The following is a 14,185-nucleotide window of genomic DNA, read 5'->3' as shown; positions in this document are numbered from 1 at the left end:
GCCTTGTCCATGCCGAAATCGACGGCGCGGTGCTGCACGAACATGTCGAACTCCTCGAAGGAATCCTTGTCGAGCAGGAGCTCGATGCGCTCGCGGGCCGTCAGCTTGCCGCGCTTGTGCTGCGCCGCGATCCGCTTCTCGCCGCCGCCAAGACGAGCCCCCGCGCGACGGTCTTCAAGCTGTTCAAGGATGTCCTTCATGAAGAGCCTCCCGGCGCGGTCTTTAAAGGTCTTGTTTCCCGCTTAAGCGGGGCTGCGAGCGAAGTCCATTGCGGCCTTCGCAGCATGCGACTGGCATTTTGTGCACTGCCGCGCCGGTCAGAGCGTGGCCCGGCTCTGCGGGGCGCTGCTGTCGAGAAGCAAGGTGCGCAGGTTGGCAAGCGCATCCTGTAGCCTGTCGAGCTTCGGGCCGCCCAGGCTGAGCCGCATCCCCCAGGACGGCGCCTGCGCGCTGGCCAGGAATATCTCGGGATCCGGCAGGAGGATGCCCGAGGCGGCGGCACGGGCGGGCAGGGCTTTGGCGCGCTCCGGCGCCATCGGCAGCCAGATATGGAAGCCATTGCCCGTGCTCATGGCGATCCCCGGCGGGAGGAGTTCGCGCGCCAGAGCGACGCGGCGGCCGGCCTCCTCGCGGATCGAGCGGGCGACCGAGGCTGCCGTGCCCTCGCTGAGCCAGCGTTCCATGATCAGGCAGGAGAGCAGGGACGCCATGGTGCAGGTGGCGGCGAGCTCGGCGAGGGCGGGCTCCAGCCAGGGCTTAGGGACCACCAGCGAGCCGATGCGCAGGCCCGGGCTCAGCACCTTCGACAGGCCGGAGACATGCAGCGTCCGCTCCGGCGCGAGCGCGGCGATCGCGATCGTGCCCGGCTCGGCCAGAGCGGAATGGATGTCGTCCTCGACGATCACCGCGTCATGAGCCCGGCAGAGCCTTGCGATCTCGCGGCGTCGCGCTTCGCTCATCGTCGCCGTCGTCGGGTTGTGCAGGGTCGGGGTGGTGTAAAGCACGGCGCGCCGGCCGGCCTTCTTCGCCTGATGCAAGGCGTGGTCGAGCGCCTGCGGAACGAGGCCTTCCTCGTCGATGGCGAGCCCGGTCAGCCGCAAGCGGCGCCGGCGGGCGAGGGCGATCGCTCCGGGATAGCTCAGCGCCTCGGTCAGGAGCTCGGTGTCCGGGCCGCAGGTGATCGCGAATGCGATCGCCAGGGCATGCTGGGCGCCGCTGCAGATCAGCAGCCGCTCGGGCGTGGCGGCGAGGCCGGTTGGCGCGAGCCAGCGCGTCAGCAGCGCGCGATGCTCGGTTCGCCCGGCGGGCGCCGCATAGGCGCCGAAGCTGTCGGCATCGAGCCGCCTTGCGAGATCGGAGAGGCTGGCGGCGAGAAGGCGATCGCTCAGCTGCTGTGGCGGCACGTTGATGCTGAGATCGACCACGCGGCTGGCCGCCTGCGACAGGCCTGCGACGAACATGCCGCGCCCGCGCACGCTGCGGACGAGGCCGCGGCGTTCGAGCTGGGCATAGGCCTTGGTCACCGTGCCGATGCCGATATCGAGCTGCCAGGCGAGGGGACGATGGGCCGGCAGGCGCGCGCCTGGCGGCAGCGAGCCGTCGGCGATGTCGCGGGCGAGGGCCTCGACCAGCCGCTCGCTCGCTGAGCCACTGCCATCCGCGAGCTGAGGTTTCCAGGGCGAAGCCAGGAGCATGTCACCTCGAAATTGCGTCATGAGACACTTTTTAGTCTATGCAATAAGTGTCACATGCACAATCACCGGCGCGACGTTTCCCAACGCTGGACCGGTCATGACGCCGCAACTCCTCATTGCCTTCGTGGGCTATGCCTTCGTGACCTCGATCACGCCGGGGCCGAACAACACGCTGCTGCTGGCCTCCGGCGCCAATCACGGCTTCCGCGCCAGCCTGCCGCTGCTGTTCGGGATCAATCTCGGCTTCTGCGGGCTCGTCCTTGCGGTCGGGCTCGGGTTAGGGGGCCTGTTCAGCGCGATCCCTGTCCTGCATGACGTCCTGCGCTATGCCGGCAGCGCCTATCTTCTCTATCTCGCCTGGAAGATCGCGCGTTCGGCGCCGCTGGAGCCTGGAGCCGACGCGGCGCCGCCGCTCAGCTTTCCGGCGGCTGCGGCGTTCCAATGGGTCAACCCGAAGGCCTGGATCATGGCGGTCGGAGCCGTCGCGGCCTATACGCCAACGGACGGCTATTTCCTCAACCTCGCGATCGTCGTGATCGTCTACGCCCTGGTCAACGGGCCCTGCATCGCCGTCTGGGCCGTCGGCGGCACACTGTTGCGCGGCCTGTTGGCCGATCCGGCCCGCCAGCGCATGTTCAACATCGTCATGGCGTTGCTGCTCGCTGCTTCGCTCTATCCGATCCTGGTGAGCTGACGGCAGTTCGGGGCAGCTTGCGAATGAAATAAGTGTATGCTTATGTATCTGGCATGGAGCAGGACATCTTCAAGGCGCTGGCCGACCCGACTCGCCGGACGATCTTCGAGAAGCTCGCTTCCGGCGGCATGAACGCCAGCGCCTTGCGCGAGGGCATGGCGATCAGCCAGCCGGCGATGTCGCAGCATCTCGCCGTGCTGCGGACCGCCGGGCTGGTGCGCGAGGAACGGCAGGGGCGCTTCGTCAATTACGAGGTCGACCCGGACGGGCTTGCCCTGATCGCGCAATGGCTGGCGAAATACCGGACCTACTGGCCGGCGCGCATCGATGCCCTCAAGGATCTGCTGCGGGACATGGACCAATGAACGAGAGCGACACGCAGGATCGGACGAAGCAGCTGGTGTTCGAGTACCAGCTCGACGCGCCGCCCGAGAAGGTCTGGCGGGCGCTCAGCATTCCCGCCTTCCGCGAGCGCTGGCTGCCGGCTGAGGTCGAGGCGCTCTCCAGCGTTCCGGGGGAGGAGATGCGCTATAGGTTGAGGGAGGACGAGCCGCCCTTTCTCGAAAGCACCGTGACCTTCAGGCTCGCGCCGAACGAGGGCGGGACGGAGCTGCGGATCATCCATAGCCTGACCGATGCGAGGCTGGCAGAGCAGCCGCCAGCGCCGGCGAACAGCAACCAGCCGATGATGCTGCGCGCCGCCTGACGCGGCTCGCAAACCAGTCCACCAACATCGCAGAACTGAGGAGGTCGTCGATGCACGGTACGATGCAGCTCGTCCCTATGGTCGTCGAACAGTCGACCCGCGGGGAGCGTTCCTTCGACATCTATTCGCGCCTGCTGCGCGAGCGGATCATCTTCCTGAACGGCGAGGTCAACGACGCCAGCGCCGCGCTGGTCTGCGCGCAATTGCTGTTCCTGGAGGCGGAGAACCCGAAGCGGCCAGTCCATTTCTACATCAACTCGCCGGGCGGCGTCGTCACCAGCGGCCTCGCGATCTACGACACGATGCAATATATCCGCTCGCCGGTGCATACGCTCTGCATGGGCACGGCCCGCTCGATGGGCTCCTTCCTCTTGATGGCGGGCGAGCCGGGCGAGCGTGCAGCGCTGCCCAATGCCAGCCTGCATGTCCACCAGCCGCTCGGCGGGGCGCAGGGGCAGGCCTCGGACATCCTGATCCATGCCGAGGAGATCCAGAAGACCAAGCGCCGCATGATCCGGCTCTATGCCGAGCATTGCGGACGCACGGAAGAAGAGGTCGAGCGTACACTCGACCGCGACCGGTTCATGACCGCCGAGGAAGGCAAGGAGTGGGGGTTGATCGACCGCGTGCTGACCGAGGCGCCGGCGGCGGCTGCCTAGGACAGTTCCGCAATTCTGCGAATCACGAAACTGCTCTAGGTCTTTGTTTTATTGCATTTTCTTCACGCGAACCGGTGTCCGTTTCGCTCGAAAATGCTCTAATCAAGCGCTCGGCTTGCTGGGATCGCCGATCTCGTGGTTGAGCGCGACCGCGGCGCGCACCAGCTCGGTCGCGGCCGTCATGTCAACCGCATCACCCTCGCGCAGCACCATGGTGGCGAGCTCGAACTTGCCGCCCGGCTTCAGCCGCGGCTCGATCCCGCGCAAGCGCTTGCCGCGCCAGAAGCCGAAGAGGACGCGCTCGGCCTCAGCCCGGATCAGCAGCACCGGCCCGTTCGAAAAATAGACCAGATGGGTCCACTTGATCCGCTCGTCGAGCGGAGCGGCGGCCTTCACCGCGGCGCGCAGGGCTTCGACTGTGGCGAGCCGCCAGCCATCGAGCTGGGCGATGTAGTCTTCCGGGTTATCGGCCTTGGGCGCGCCCGGAATCATCGCCGCTAGCCTTGCGTCAGCAGCAGCACGGCGGCGTCGTATTCCTTGCGGCGGATGGCGCGGCGCTCGGCCGCTTCCTCGTCCTGGCCCCAGATTCCGATCTGGTAGTCCTCGTCGAGATGGGCGGCCGCCCAGGCAGCATCGGCGTCGATCAAACCTTCGGCCAGCGCCAGCATCACGATGGTCGAGCCGGTCAGGGTCATGACATTGTGGGCGCCGGCAAGTGCGACCGGGGAGGAGATCGCGGCGACGCGCTTGCTCACGGCATCGAGCACGGTCTGCGGCTGCTGTGCGAAGACGACGCCCTGCGCCATGACGAAGCGGCCGCCGATCCGCTCTTCGAGCGCCGTGATCAGTGGGTTCCAGACCTGGTCCTGCCGCTCGACCAGCGCTTCCGGCTCGCCGGCGCGGTAGCAGAGCGCATCGCTGCCGGCATAGCGGACGATCTCGGCGCGGACCGCCTCATGCTGGTCGGCGACGCCGTCGAGCGCCGAATTGACCAGACGGGTCAGCGGCATGCGCGACGGGTCGATCTCAGCGGTCTGGGCCTCCCATTCGGCTGCGAGCGCGTCGGCGACGGGGCGCGAGGCGATGGCGAGGTGCTTGCGGGCCGGGGTGCGGGCGGTCCGGCCGTCGAGTGCGACATGGAACAGGCCGTCGCGCTCGAGCACGCCGGCCTTCTCGTAGAAGCGCTTCGGCAGGGGATTGCGCATCGCCTGCTGGGCAGCAGCGACGGGATCGGGCTGGCGCTGGCCGGCGGCGCCGAAGCGGGCGAGGAAATCATCGGTCGACATGGCGCGTCCATAGCGCATCCGGGGGCGGGCGTGAAACGGCTTCAATGAAGACGCTGCCTTGACGCGTTATGGACGCTCGCCTAAACGCCTCCTCCCCGGACGCGAGGCGTCCGCGCGATGTCCAAGAGGGCTTTATGTTGGAGACTGTGGGAACCCGGTGAGGTTTCGCTGCGGCGAGACCTGATCCAGCGCCGGGTGAAAGACGAGGCCCAGCGCGCTTTCCGTTCGACCGGACCGGTCGAACGAGAAGAATTCGCGCAGACTCAAAGTAGAGCATGTTCTCTTCGCAAAAGTGGTTGCCACTTTTGCGGAACATACTCAGGGCCCGCCTTCACTGCTGCGCTTGTCATGGTTCCATGCACAGGCTCTACCAACATGAACATTTCGCGGGGCGAGCAGCGCGTGTTGCACGTGCTGGCCCGTGGCGGACAGATCCGCCATCTTCGCGGCGAGGACGGCCGCATCAATCACATCGACTGCTTCACCCATGAGGGTTTCGTCCTAAGCGATTGCACGCTCGCCATCTTCGCCGGGCTCCGGCGAAAGCGGCTGATCGAGTCACGCGAAGGCGGCCCTTATCGGATCTCGCGGCTCGGGCGCCTCGGCGTCCGTTCGCAAGCGGACAATCGATGACCAAGGCGGGAGGGCGTAAGCCCTCCCGTTTTCGCTTCGGGCCAGGGGGAAACGAGGGCTCTCAGCCCGGCTCGAACAGCTCGATCACATTGCCCGACGGATCCTCGCACAGGATCTGCTTGCCGCCCGGCCCGACCACGATCTCATTGCGGAAGGGCACGCTCTTGCGGCGCAGGGCCTCGACGAGTTCCGCCAGATTCTCGACCTCGATGACGAAGCGGTTCCAGCCGCCGGGGATCGGCTTGCCGCCGCCCGGCATCGCCCGCGAGGCCGAGGCGCCGGGGCCGGCGAGCCAGAGCTTGAGGTCGCCGCGTTCGAGGATCGCCATGGCCGGCCCGAATTGCTGCTTCAGCGCAAAGCCGAGCCGGTCGACATAGAACCTTGTGGCTTCGTCGACGTCGGTCACGAAATAGCGGACGGTGGCCATCGCTTCGCTCCCTCGCGTCGCGGGGCGTTGCGCTCCCGCCTATGCGCCGAACCTGTCGCGCCAGGCCGGCTTGGCGCCCGCAAAGGGCAGGGCGCTGGCCGAGTATACCGCCCGCGCCACGGCGCGCGCCAGCACGTCGGCGGCGGTGGCGCAGAGCTCGGTCAGGGCATAGGCGTCGGATGGCGCGCCGCTATGGCCGGTCGCGGCAGCGAAGACGACGTCACCGTCGAGCGGGGCATGCACCGGCCGCAACGCCCGCGCCAGCCCGTCATGAGAGCAGAGTGCCATGCGCTTGGCCTGCGCCTTGGTCAGCACCGCATCGGTCGCAACCAAAGCGATGGTGGTGTTGGCGCCGGGCCCGCCCTTGAAACGCAGGGTCAGATCATCGGGCGCGAGCGTCGCCGGCCAGCCGCGGCCGCCGAACTCACCGCCCTGCTCGTAAGGGGCGGCCCAGAAATGCGGGCCGTCGCCGATCGTCGCCGTGCCGACGGCGTTGACTGCGACCAGCGCGCCGACAACCTGGCCGGTCGCGGCAATCGCGCTGGCCGAGCCGAGCCCGCCCTTCAGCGTCTTCGTCGTCGCGCCGAAGCCGGCGCCGGCGGTGCCGAGCCCGAACTCCTTGCCGGCCTGCGTGGCGGCGAGCCGGCCGAGCTCACGATAGGGCGCCTCGCCATCGCCGCGGGCGAAGGGCTTGTCGCCGCCATTGGCGAGGTCGAACAGGATCGCCTGCGGCACGATCGGCACGCGATAGCTGCCGACCGGGAATCCGCGCCCCTCGGCAGCCAGCCGGGCCATGACGCCGTCGGCGGCCGACAATCCCCAGGCGGAGCCGCCGGAGAGGACGATGCCGTCGACATGCTCGACCGTCATGCCCGGCTCCAGCAGCGCGGTGTCGCGCGTGCCGGGCGCACCGCCGAGGACGGCGACGGAAGCGATGCTCGGCCGCTCGAACAGGGCGACGGTGACGCCGGTCGCGGCGGCCGCGTCCTCGGCATTGCCCACGAGAACGCCACGAACATCGGTGATGAGATTGCGCATGGTGGACACTCGTTGCCGACAGGCCGCTTTGACCAGGCCCGCATGCTGCGCCGATTCGGCATCGCCGTGCGACCTGCCGGGAACTTACCGCTCGCCGGCGCGTCATGCCGACATTACGATCTTGTCATGCGTGCGCCATGGCCGGGTCAGGCCATCCGGGGCATCGTGGCGGTATCGCGACCCGGCTTCGAGACCCGCAAAGCGACCCGTTGTTGTAAAGACCACAATCGGAGACCTCGCATGAAACGCATCGCCCTCATCGTCGCTTCCAGCGCCGCGGCTGTCGCTGCGACCCTGGCGATCGCACAGCCGCAGCCGATCCCGCCCGCTCCGGGCAGCAATCCGCCGGGGCAGCAGCAGAACGAGACGCGCGGCGACCGTGCCGATCGCGGCGACCGCTCCGACCGGCGCGAGGAATGGCGCCAGCGCCGCGCCGAGCAGGCGACGGCCCGGATGAACGAGCGCCTCGCCCAGCTGCGTACCGATCTCAAGCTGAAGCCCGAGCAAGTGCCGGCCTTCGAGAAGCTGGAGGCGCTGATCAAGCGCAATGCCGAGCAGCGCCGCGAGCGCTTCGCCAAGATGCGCGAGCAGCGCGAGCATTATCGCGACGCCGACATCATGGAGCGGCTCGACATGATGGCGACCCGCCAGGGCGAGCGCGCCACCCGCAGCAAGGAGATGGCCGACGCGGTGCGCCCGCTCTGGTCGACCTTCAGCGACGAGCAGAAGACCGTGGCGCGCCGGGCCGTGCGCCAGGCGATGTCGGAAGGCCGCGAGCGCATGCGCGAGATGCGCGGGCGCTCGATGGAATGGCATGGCCGCGGCGGCGATCGCGATCGCTATGGCGACGACGACCGGGGCCCGCGCCGCTGGCGCGACCGCGGCCATGACGACGACGATCGCGGCTGACTGTCGAGATTCCGAAACAGAGAAGGGCGGTCCGGAAGGGCCGCCCTTTTTCGTTTGTCCAGCTCCCTGGCATGAGGGCTGGCGGCTGTCCGGGGTCGTCAGGTACCCACAGCGTCCTTCACGCATTTCGTCGTGAAGCTGCTCTTGGCGGCGCCCGCCAGTTTCTTGTCGGCCGCCTGCTTGTCGCAGGCTGCGCCGGCATCCTTCTCGCATTTGGTGACGAAGCTGGTCTTGGCCGCGCCGGCGAGCTTCTTCTCGGCGGCCTGGGCATTGCAGCTCGGGCTCTGGGCGTAGGCGGCACTCGACAGGCCGACGGCGAGGGCAGCAAGGATGAGCGTCTTCATGGCGGGATGATCCCTGTGGCGGGATCGGGATGTTAGCCTGAGTCGCGACGCAGCGTCATGGCGCAGACAGGGTACGCTAGGAGGCGGTCAAACATGCCGGTTTCGCGAATCAAGTCAGGGTGTTGTCGCGTCCGGCTGAGAAGTCGAATCAATGGCCGTAGCCGCAGCCGATCGCGCCTGCCGGCCAGTTCGGCTTCCCTTCATTGAACCGTCACATCCCGCCCGCTATAGGCGGCGAGGTCGCGGCGGTCGGAAGCGCGCCGCCGTCACCGGGAGGCAGGCGCATGCGCTTCATCCAGACCTTCGATCTCTATCCCTTCCTCGACTCGGTCGTCAGCCTGCTGGCCGCCTTCGTGCTCGGCGCGCTGATCGGGGCCGAGCGGCAGTATCGGCAGCGGACGGCGGGGCTGCGTACCACGGTGCTGGTCGCGGTCGGCGCGGCCGCTTTCGTCGATCTCGCCATGCGTATCGCCGGCGCGGACGGCGCGATCCGTGTGATCTCCTATGTCGTCTCCGGCATCGGCTTCCTTGGCGCCGGCGTGATCATGAAGGAGGGGATGAACGTCCGCGGCCTCAACACGGCGGCGACGCTCTGGTGTGCGGCCGCGGTCGGCGCCTGCACCGGCGCCGATATGGTGGCGGAAGGCGCGCTGGTCACGGTCTTCGTCATCGCCGGCAACACCTTGCTGCGGCCGCTGGTCAACGCGATCAACCGCATCCCGATCAATGAGAAGGCCTCGGAGGCGACCTATGAGGTGGTCGTCACCACCGATCCCGAGGCACTGCCCTCTGTGCGCGAAAAGATGGTCGAGCTGCTCGAGCAGGCCAATTACCCGGTCGGCGACGTCAAGACCGTCGAGCGTGGCGAGGAGGCAATCGAGATCGTCGCGACGCTGATCAGTACTGCCGTCGAGCGCAAGGAGCTCGATGCCGTGGTCGAGCGAATCGAGCGCCTGGCTGGCGTCACCCACGCGACCTGGGAGAGTAGTACGAGCGACTGAGCGCTGACCTCAGCGCTTGACGATGCGGTTCTCGACGCCCGTGGTCGAGATGCTCGGCGCTTTGACCTCGGCGGCCGCGGCCCAGCTCACGCTGTTCTTGGCGCCACCGACCTCGATCTTCGCCGGCCCGGTCAGCTCCAGCTCGATCATGTGATCGGCGCCGGAGACGTCGATCATGGCCGGGGTCTCGCCGCCATGGACCTTGGTCGAGACGGTGTTCTGCGCCGTCTCGACCGTCAGGTTTCCGGTCGAACCACCGCTCGCCTTGTTCTGGGCGCCACTGACGGCGAGCGAGGTCGAATCCTCGAAGCTGACCTTGTGGCCGCTGCCGTGGATGCCGATCGCGCCGCAGCTGCCCTTGAGCTCGACCGCATGACCCTGGCCGGTGACCGCGACATCCTCGCCATTGCAGGTGAAATCGCGCGACTGGCCGACGCCGGCGATGCTGATCTCCTCGGCGCCCGCGAGCGACGGTACGAGGATCGCTGTGGCGAGGAACAGATAAGGCAGGCGCAAGGCGATTCCCTCCGGGTTGTCTCGGGAGACTCATCTTTGCGGGCGACTATGGCGCCGATGCGGAGCGTCTGCGCATCGCTCCGATCTCGACGCGGTGGGCGATTGATCCTCGTCGCCATGCCGGTAAGCTCGCCTCGGGCAATGGCAGCGAGGGCTGAATGAAGCGAGTCGCGACAGACCGCAGCTATGCAGCTGCGGCGTTTTTCTGCGGGATGTCGCTCATCGGCGGTCCCAGCCTCGCCGAGGCGCCGGCACCCGCCTTCCAGACCAGCTTCGCCACCGGCTGCCTGAACTCCAAGGACTGGAAGGTCTCGGGCCAGCTCGACAAGGCGGTGCGGGCCGATCGCATCCGCTGCGTCGATGGCGAGCGGGCCGGGCAGGAGAGGCCGGCACTGGCGATCACAGTGAAGCCCGGCGACGCCTACGACCCCAATCCCGGCTCGACCCCGACCGAGCGCTCCGAAGTCCAGATGACCGCCGAGCTGATCCGCTTCGACGCGACGAGCTGGTACAGTTTCCGCTTCCGGGTCGAGAGCCCATGGGCGCCGCGGCGCAACCGCACGGTGATCCAGCAGATCAAGCAGAACATCGACCTGCGCTATGAGAAGGGCCGGGGCGGCGAGGAGATCTGCGACGCCGCCAACCCGCTGTTCAAGATCGAGGTCGATTCGGACAATGGCAAGCCGGTGTTCCGGGCCAAGACGGCGGGGACCGCGAGCTGCGGCGACAGCCTCGGCCAGGCGCAGTTCTGCGGCGACTGGCCGGTCGAGCCGGATCGCTGGCACCGCGTCAACGTCATGATCCGGCCGAGCCAGCAGGCCGGCGAGAGCCGCCTCAGGCTCTGGCTCGACGGGCGGGCCTGCCCGGAGTTCCGCGGCGTGCTCGGCTATCCGCGCTATGGCACGATGAAGGACGGCAAGCCCTTCATCGACACGCAGCCGCGCTTCGGCATCTATCGCGACGCGCTGCCCGAGGTCAGCCAGACGATCCTGTTCGACGACATCGCCTTCTGGGCGCAGGACCCGGCCGGCCATCCGGCCTGGCGCGGTGTCGCGAGCGCCGGGCAATAAAAAAGGAGAGGGCGGGAAGCCCTCTCCTGAAACAGACCGAAAGCGGGGTGGAGGCCATCCCGCAGGCCGTGATCAGCGCGAGTAGAACTCGATTTTAGTTCTGCCTAACCCTCTGAACTCATTGACGCATAACCGTTTTTAGCTATGCGTGTGGGGTGAAACGTGTGGGGGAGCGTGTGGGGTGGCGAAGATCGCGGGATACCTTGAGCAACGCCGAATGGGGTTTGCTGCGGTTGTGGATGTGCCTTCGGCTTTGCGGGATGTCGTCGGCGCGAAGCGGCTCAAGAAGGGCCTCGGCACAAGGGACAAGCATCTTGCGCAGGCCCGTCTCCCCAAGGCGCTCCTAGAGCTTCACTCGCGTATTGACGCGGCTCGCCGAGGGCACCCCAGCACAGACCCGAGGACGGCCGAGGCCATGGAACTTCGAGAGCGTCTGCAAGAGGTGAGGTCCGGTGTCGGGACCGTCTATCAGCCGCATGAGGTGTGGGACCCGGCACGGGGGAAATACACCGTCATTGAGGCGGAGGTCGCCGAAGGCCTCCTTATTGACACCGTGCAGGCCCGCAGCGAGGCGATTGGTGATGAGGAAGGTGAGAAGCGGGGAGACGCCTTCGCTGATTTGGCGCTCGGCCGCTCAACGCCGCTGAAGCATTACATGGAGACGTGGCTGTCGGAGCCCGGCAAGCGCGGGATGGCGAGGGCGGAGCGGACGAAACTCGAATACAAAGGCATTGTGACGGCCTTTGAGCATTGGCTGGCGAACGGCCGGCATGCTTCAACCGTCGAGGCCGTAACCCGGAAGATCGCAGGCGAGTATGTCAGCTCGCTCCACAAGGACGGCAAATCTGCTGCCCGCATCCGCGACGTAGTGGCCGCATTCTCGACCTATTGGGTTTGGCTGGAGAAGCGCGGGTGCGTCCCGGAGTCCTTCAATCCGTGGAAGGGACAGGCTGTCGCTAAGGTGAAGAAGGTGGTGGCTCTATCGTCGGGCGAGGAACAGAGCGATGACGAGCCGAGGCCATTCGAAACAGAGGAGTTGGAAAAGCTCTTCAAGGATGTCGAGGACATCGCTCTTCGGGACCTCATGCACGTTGCGACGCTATCCGGGATGCGGATTGACGAGGCTTGCAGCCTGACGGTCGGGCAGTGTGCGGAAGGCATCTTCGACGTTCGGGGCACCAAGACCAAAGCTGCCAAGCGGAAGGTCCCTATCCACCCTGACCTGTCGGAGCTGATAAAGCGACGCTGCACTGATAAGCCGTCAACCGACTGGCTTTTCCCGGAGGCCGGAGCGCCCGACAAGTTCGGCAAGCGGGCTCCTGTTATGAGCGCCCGGTTCTACAAGTTCCGGCTTGATCGCAAGGTGGATGACAAGCCTGCGGGGAAGAAAGTGTCCCGCGTCAACTTCCACTCCTTCCGCCGTTGGTTCGTGTCGGAGGCGGTCAAGGCGGGGACGCCCGTGCACGTTCTCCGGCAGGTTGTCGGGCATGAGCAGCCGAAGAGCGACGTGACGCTGAGCACATACTTCCGAGGCGAGCTGGAGCAGGCGAAGGTCGCGTGTGTGCAGGGGGTGGTGATGCCGGAGTCCGTCCGAAATCTGATGCCAGTTTCTTCAGGTCTGCTAGCAGGGCCAGCGGCAGGGGAGCTTCAGGAGGCCCAAGGGTAGCCTGTTGCCGGCAGCAGGCGTGCATCTCAGAAGCCTGTAGGTGGAACGGGCCTTATAGTGGCCGTCCTCCGCCTCAACTCGTCATTCGCCCCCACGAGTTCCGAAAGGGGTGCCTACGCCTTCGCCTTCTCGGGAACGCCGAGGTCAAGCTCATACTCCTGGCCGTCGCGAACCTTCTTGAGAAGGTCTACCGCCTCGTGTGAGTATTTGTGATACGGCGTCTTATTCACGCGCTCGGTGCGATGATAACGATTATCGGTCGCCTTAATGTAGACTTTCTTTTGCAGTGCGATCTTGTCGATCAATGCATTGGCTAGATGCCAAGTGTCTCCGCCAAGGGCTTGTCCAAGTTCAGTTGCGCTGAACGGGAACTGAGCAGAGGCTGCGCTGAAATCATTGATGTTGGCAATTCCAAATAGCTTTGCAAAAGACGTGGAGTCTTCGACCGCAGCTGACAGCATTTTGAAATCAGCTTCGACGGTCATCTTAGGTATGTCTCGGCGAACGAGTTCGTAGGATCGCGCAATGAGCGACCTAAGGACTCTCGTGTTGACCTGACTTAGTGCCGGGTTCGCGGAGAATGCGTCGAATACCCATCCAAAATCAGATGCTTCGATCAGCTTTACGCGCACGTTTCGGTCATCTTCCGTCGGGATAACGCGATCACGCGCGGGCCAGCTATCCTCGGTTAGCTTATCATTCCACTGAAGAATAAAGACGTTCGGTATCACGCCGCCCTTCTCAGGCAGGGCCTCGTCAATGTCGGAAAGGATTGCTCTGATGTTCGGGTCTCCGGCGCTGTACCCAATGAATACGAGTGGATGCTCATTGAAAAAAAGTCAGCAGCTTTGCGGAGAGGAACTTCTTGCGTTTCATAAAGTCGTTGTAGTCAGTTTCCGTGAAAACGATGCTATCGAACTCAGAAATGCATCCATGTATTTTGAAAATCTCACCTATCGAGAAATGCTGCCCCTTTAGTATCTGCTGCCCAATGATCCGCTTGTGATCGGGGAAAATCATCTCCAGCATTTCATCGTAGTTCGTGGTGATGATCGCGTGCGGTCTGATCCGAGCCAGCGACTCAATCTCGGCTTGATGTTCGGGGCTCAGACCGCCGATGGCCGTCGGCTGAAGTGAGGACAGGTGCGAAGCAATCATGTATTTGATGTATGACTGAGCCCCGACATTTTCTGCGAACATGTCTTTGGGGAACTCGTTATTTCCAGCTCCCCATGCCCACTCTTGATAAAGACGAGCAAACTCTTCGCCTATCTTAATTGGTTCTTTTAGTTGCTGCTTGTAAAATACCAGACCTTTGTTGATGTTCGACGCCTTGCCTGCGAGGAACTCGAGAAGCTCCTCCCAAGATGGAGCACCCATGTACCTTTTCGGTAATCCTGATCCGACAAACAGGATGGGTTGGCAGCCGAACTCCTCGACGGTATTTGTGATGTCTTCAATGATTTCAGAGACGTACCGCTCGTACCTCGGCTGTTTCGCTGCCTCGTCCGCTTGCACCGCTACGTCTCCCGCCAAATCAGG

19 protein-coding genes are annotated in these 14,185 nt (G+C 65.4%); 9 read left to right on the top strand and 10 right to left on the bottom strand.

From position 1 onward, the window contains the following. Together AC3WLC_RS28765 and AC3WLC_RS28760 are read right to left on the bottom strand one after the other, a co-directional pair. Positions 1-200: carboxyl transferase domain-containing protein (locus AC3WLC_RS28765; protein WP_493687314.1), on the bottom strand; the 200-nt coding region annotated here is incomplete at its 3' end. Between the two features lie 117 nt (positions 201-317). Continuing rightward, positions 318-1,694: an aminotransferase-like domain-containing protein gene (locus tag AC3WLC_RS28760; protein ID WP_493687313.1), complete on the bottom strand. Its 1,377-nt coding sequence runs from the start codon at positions 1,692-1,694 to the stop codon at positions 318-320. A 97-nt stretch (positions 1,695-1,791) separates the two neighbouring features. Here AC3WLC_RS28760 and AC3WLC_RS28755 point away from each other — a divergent pair, with 97 nt between their 5' ends. From AC3WLC_RS28755 to AC3WLC_RS28740, 4 genes are read left to right on the top strand one after another with little or no spacing between them, the layout of a single operon-like run. Beyond that, entirely contained in the window at positions 1,792-2,388 is a 597-nt protein-coding gene (locus AC3WLC_RS28755; RefSeq protein WP_493687312.1) for a LysE family translocator, read from the top strand. Between the two features lie 53 nt (positions 2,389-2,441). Further along, complete coding sequence (locus AC3WLC_RS28750) at positions 2,442-2,753, top strand: ArsR/SmtB family transcription factor (protein WP_493687311.1); 312 nt, start codon at positions 2,442-2,444, stop codon at positions 2,751-2,753. Continuing rightward, on the top strand, positions 2,750-3,094 hold the full coding sequence (locus AC3WLC_RS28745; protein WP_493687310.1) for an SRPBCC family protein: 345 nt from the start codon (positions 2,750-2,752) through the stop codon (positions 3,092-3,094). Before AC3WLC_RS28750 ends, AC3WLC_RS28745 begins: the two co-directional genes overlap by 4 nt. 50 nt (positions 3,095-3,144) lie before the next feature. Next, positions 3,145-3,753: an ATP-dependent Clp protease proteolytic subunit gene (locus tag AC3WLC_RS28740; RefSeq protein ID WP_493687309.1), complete on the top strand. Its 609-nt coding sequence runs from the start codon at positions 3,145-3,147 to the stop codon at positions 3,751-3,753. A 102-nt stretch (positions 3,754-3,855) separates the two neighbouring features. Here the strand turns inward: AC3WLC_RS28740 and AC3WLC_RS28735 are convergent, their stop codons facing one another. Both AC3WLC_RS28735 and AC3WLC_RS28730 read right to left on the bottom strand, forming a co-directional pair. After that, positions 3,856-4,245 carry a DUF1801 domain-containing protein gene (locus AC3WLC_RS28735; protein WP_493687308.1) on the bottom strand — a complete coding sequence of 130 codons (390 nt, stop codon included), beginning with the start codon at positions 4,243-4,245 and terminating at the stop codon, positions 3,856-3,858. A 5-nt stretch (positions 4,246-4,250) separates the two neighbouring features. Then, positions 4,251-5,039, bottom strand: a complete 789-nt coding sequence (locus tag AC3WLC_RS28730; protein ID WP_493687307.1) for an ATP12 family chaperone protein — start codon at positions 5,037-5,039, stop codon at positions 4,251-4,253. A 375-nt stretch (positions 5,040-5,414) separates the two neighbouring features. Between AC3WLC_RS28730 and AC3WLC_RS28725 the strand changes: the two genes are divergently transcribed. Then, complete coding sequence (locus AC3WLC_RS28725) at positions 5,415-5,672, top strand: YjhX family toxin (protein ID WP_493687306.1); 258 nt, start codon at positions 5,415-5,417, stop codon at positions 5,670-5,672. Between the two features lie 61 nt (positions 5,673-5,733). Here AC3WLC_RS28725 and AC3WLC_RS28720 read toward each other — a convergent pair whose 3' ends face one another. Both AC3WLC_RS28720 and AC3WLC_RS28715 read right to left on the bottom strand, forming a co-directional pair. Next, positions 5,734-6,099: a VOC family protein gene (locus AC3WLC_RS28720; protein WP_493687305.1), complete on the bottom strand. Its 366-nt coding sequence runs from the start codon at positions 6,097-6,099 to the stop codon at positions 5,734-5,736. A gap of 39 nt (positions 6,100-6,138) precedes the next feature. Beyond that, complete coding sequence (locus AC3WLC_RS28715; protein ID WP_493687304.1) at positions 6,139-7,137, bottom strand: P1 family peptidase; 999 nt, start codon at positions 7,135-7,137, stop codon at positions 6,139-6,141. Positions 7,138-7,377: 240 nt separating this feature from the next. Here AC3WLC_RS28715 and AC3WLC_RS28710 point away from each other — a divergent pair, with 240 nt between their 5' ends. Beyond that, positions 7,378-8,046: a Spy/CpxP family protein refolding chaperone gene (locus AC3WLC_RS28710; RefSeq protein ID WP_493687303.1), complete on the top strand. Its 669-nt coding sequence runs from the start codon at positions 7,378-7,380 to the stop codon at positions 8,044-8,046. A 98-nt stretch (positions 8,047-8,144) separates the two neighbouring features. On the opposite strand, the gene AC3WLC_RS28705 is transcribed toward AC3WLC_RS28710, so the two are convergent. Further along, positions 8,145-8,390 (bottom strand): hypothetical protein, encoded by a 246-nt coding sequence (locus tag AC3WLC_RS28705; RefSeq protein WP_493687302.1) that lies wholly within the window; start codon positions 8,388-8,390, stop codon positions 8,145-8,147. 284 nt (positions 8,391-8,674) lie between these two features. Here AC3WLC_RS28705 and AC3WLC_RS28700 point away from each other — a divergent pair, with 284 nt between their 5' ends. Beyond that, positions 8,675-9,391, top strand: a complete 717-nt coding sequence (locus AC3WLC_RS28700) for an MgtC/SapB family protein (protein WP_493687301.1) — start codon at positions 8,675-8,677, stop codon at positions 9,389-9,391. A gap of 9 nt (positions 9,392-9,400) precedes the next feature. Here the strand turns inward: AC3WLC_RS28700 and AC3WLC_RS28695 are convergent, their stop codons facing one another. Further along, positions 9,401-9,907 (bottom strand): DUF3060 domain-containing protein, encoded by a 507-nt coding sequence (locus AC3WLC_RS28695; protein WP_493687300.1) that lies wholly within the window; start codon positions 9,905-9,907, stop codon positions 9,401-9,403. A 212-nt stretch (positions 9,908-10,119) separates the two neighbouring features. On the opposite strand from AC3WLC_RS28695, the gene AC3WLC_RS28690 reads away from it, so the two are divergent. Then, positions 10,120-10,977 carry a heparin lyase I family protein gene (locus tag AC3WLC_RS28690; protein ID WP_493687299.1) on the top strand — a complete coding sequence of 286 codons (858 nt, stop codon included), beginning with the start codon at positions 10,120-10,122 and terminating at the stop codon, positions 10,975-10,977. Between the two features lie 181 nt (positions 10,978-11,158). Further along, positions 11,159-12,643 (top strand): tyrosine-type recombinase/integrase, encoded by a 1,485-nt coding sequence (locus tag AC3WLC_RS28685; protein WP_493687298.1) that lies wholly within the window; start codon positions 11,159-11,161, stop codon positions 12,641-12,643. Between the two features lie 113 nt (positions 12,644-12,756). Here AC3WLC_RS28685 and AC3WLC_RS28680 read toward each other — a convergent pair whose 3' ends face one another. Then, complete coding sequence (locus AC3WLC_RS28680; RefSeq protein ID WP_493687297.1) at positions 12,757-13,128, bottom strand: hypothetical protein; 372 nt, start codon at positions 13,126-13,128, stop codon at positions 12,757-12,759. A 340-nt stretch (positions 13,129-13,468) separates the two neighbouring features. Next, positions 13,469-14,161, bottom strand: coding sequence for an SIR2 family protein (locus tag AC3WLC_RS28675; protein ID WP_493687296.1), 693 nt, complete (start codon positions 14,159-14,161; stop codon positions 13,469-13,471). Positions 14,162-14,185: the final 24 nt, after the last annotated feature.

The sequence above is a fragment of the Allobosea sp. GW821-FHT03A12 genome, assembly GCF_058986765.1.
The sequence above is the reverse complement of the archived record's forward strand: the minus strand, read 5'-3'. Positions and strand labels throughout refer to the sequence as shown.

What these genes read in the sequence shown, in the direction of transcription:
- AC3WLC_RS28760 (WP_493687313.1), bottom strand. Translation starts at nt 1,694, where the DNA reads ATGCTCCTGGCTTCGCCCTGGAAACCTCAGCTCGCGGATGGCAGTGGC.
- AC3WLC_RS28755 (WP_493687312.1), top strand. Translation starts at nt 1,792, where the DNA reads ATGACGCCGCAACTCCTCATTGCCTTCGTGGGCTATGCCTTCGTGACC.
- AC3WLC_RS28750 (WP_493687311.1), top strand. Translation starts at nt 2,442, where the DNA reads ATGGAGCAGGACATCTTCAAGGCGCTGGCCGACCCGACTCGCCGGACG.
- AC3WLC_RS28745 (WP_493687310.1), top strand. Translation starts at nt 2,750, where the DNA reads ATGAACGAGAGCGACACGCAGGATCGGACGAAGCAGCTGGTGTTCGAG.
- AC3WLC_RS28740 (WP_493687309.1), top strand. Translation starts at nt 3,145, where the DNA reads ATGCACGGTACGATGCAGCTCGTCCCTATGGTCGTCGAACAGTCGACC.
- AC3WLC_RS28735 (WP_493687308.1), bottom strand. Translation starts at nt 4,245, where the DNA reads ATGATTCCGGGCGCGCCCAAGGCCGATAACCCGGAAGACTACATCGCC.
- AC3WLC_RS28730 (WP_493687307.1), bottom strand. Translation starts at nt 5,039, where the DNA reads ATGTCGACCGATGATTTCCTCGCCCGCTTCGGCGCCGCCGGCCAGCGC.
- AC3WLC_RS28725 (WP_493687306.1), top strand. Translation starts at nt 5,415, where the DNA reads ATGAACATTTCGCGGGGCGAGCAGCGCGTGTTGCACGTGCTGGCCCGT.
- AC3WLC_RS28720 (WP_493687305.1), bottom strand. Translation starts at nt 6,099, where the DNA reads ATGGCCACCGTCCGCTATTTCGTGACCGACGTCGACGAAGCCACAAGG.
- AC3WLC_RS28715 (WP_493687304.1), bottom strand. Translation starts at nt 7,137, where the DNA reads ATGCGCAATCTCATCACCGATGTTCGTGGCGTTCTCGTGGGCAATGCC.
- AC3WLC_RS28710 (WP_493687303.1), top strand. Translation starts at nt 7,378, where the DNA reads ATGAAACGCATCGCCCTCATCGTCGCTTCCAGCGCCGCGGCTGTCGCT.
- AC3WLC_RS28705 (WP_493687302.1), bottom strand. Translation starts at nt 8,390, where the DNA reads ATGAAGACGCTCATCCTTGCTGCCCTCGCCGTCGGCCTGTCGAGTGCC.
- AC3WLC_RS28700 (WP_493687301.1), top strand. Translation starts at nt 8,675, where the DNA reads ATGCGCTTCATCCAGACCTTCGATCTCTATCCCTTCCTCGACTCGGTC.
- AC3WLC_RS28690 (WP_493687299.1), top strand. Translation starts at nt 10,120, where the DNA reads ATGTCGCTCATCGGCGGTCCCAGCCTCGCCGAGGCGCCGGCACCCGCC.
- AC3WLC_RS28680 (WP_493687297.1), bottom strand. Translation starts at nt 13,128, where the DNA reads ATGACCGTCGAAGCTGATTTCAAAATGCTGTCAGCTGCGGTCGAAGAC.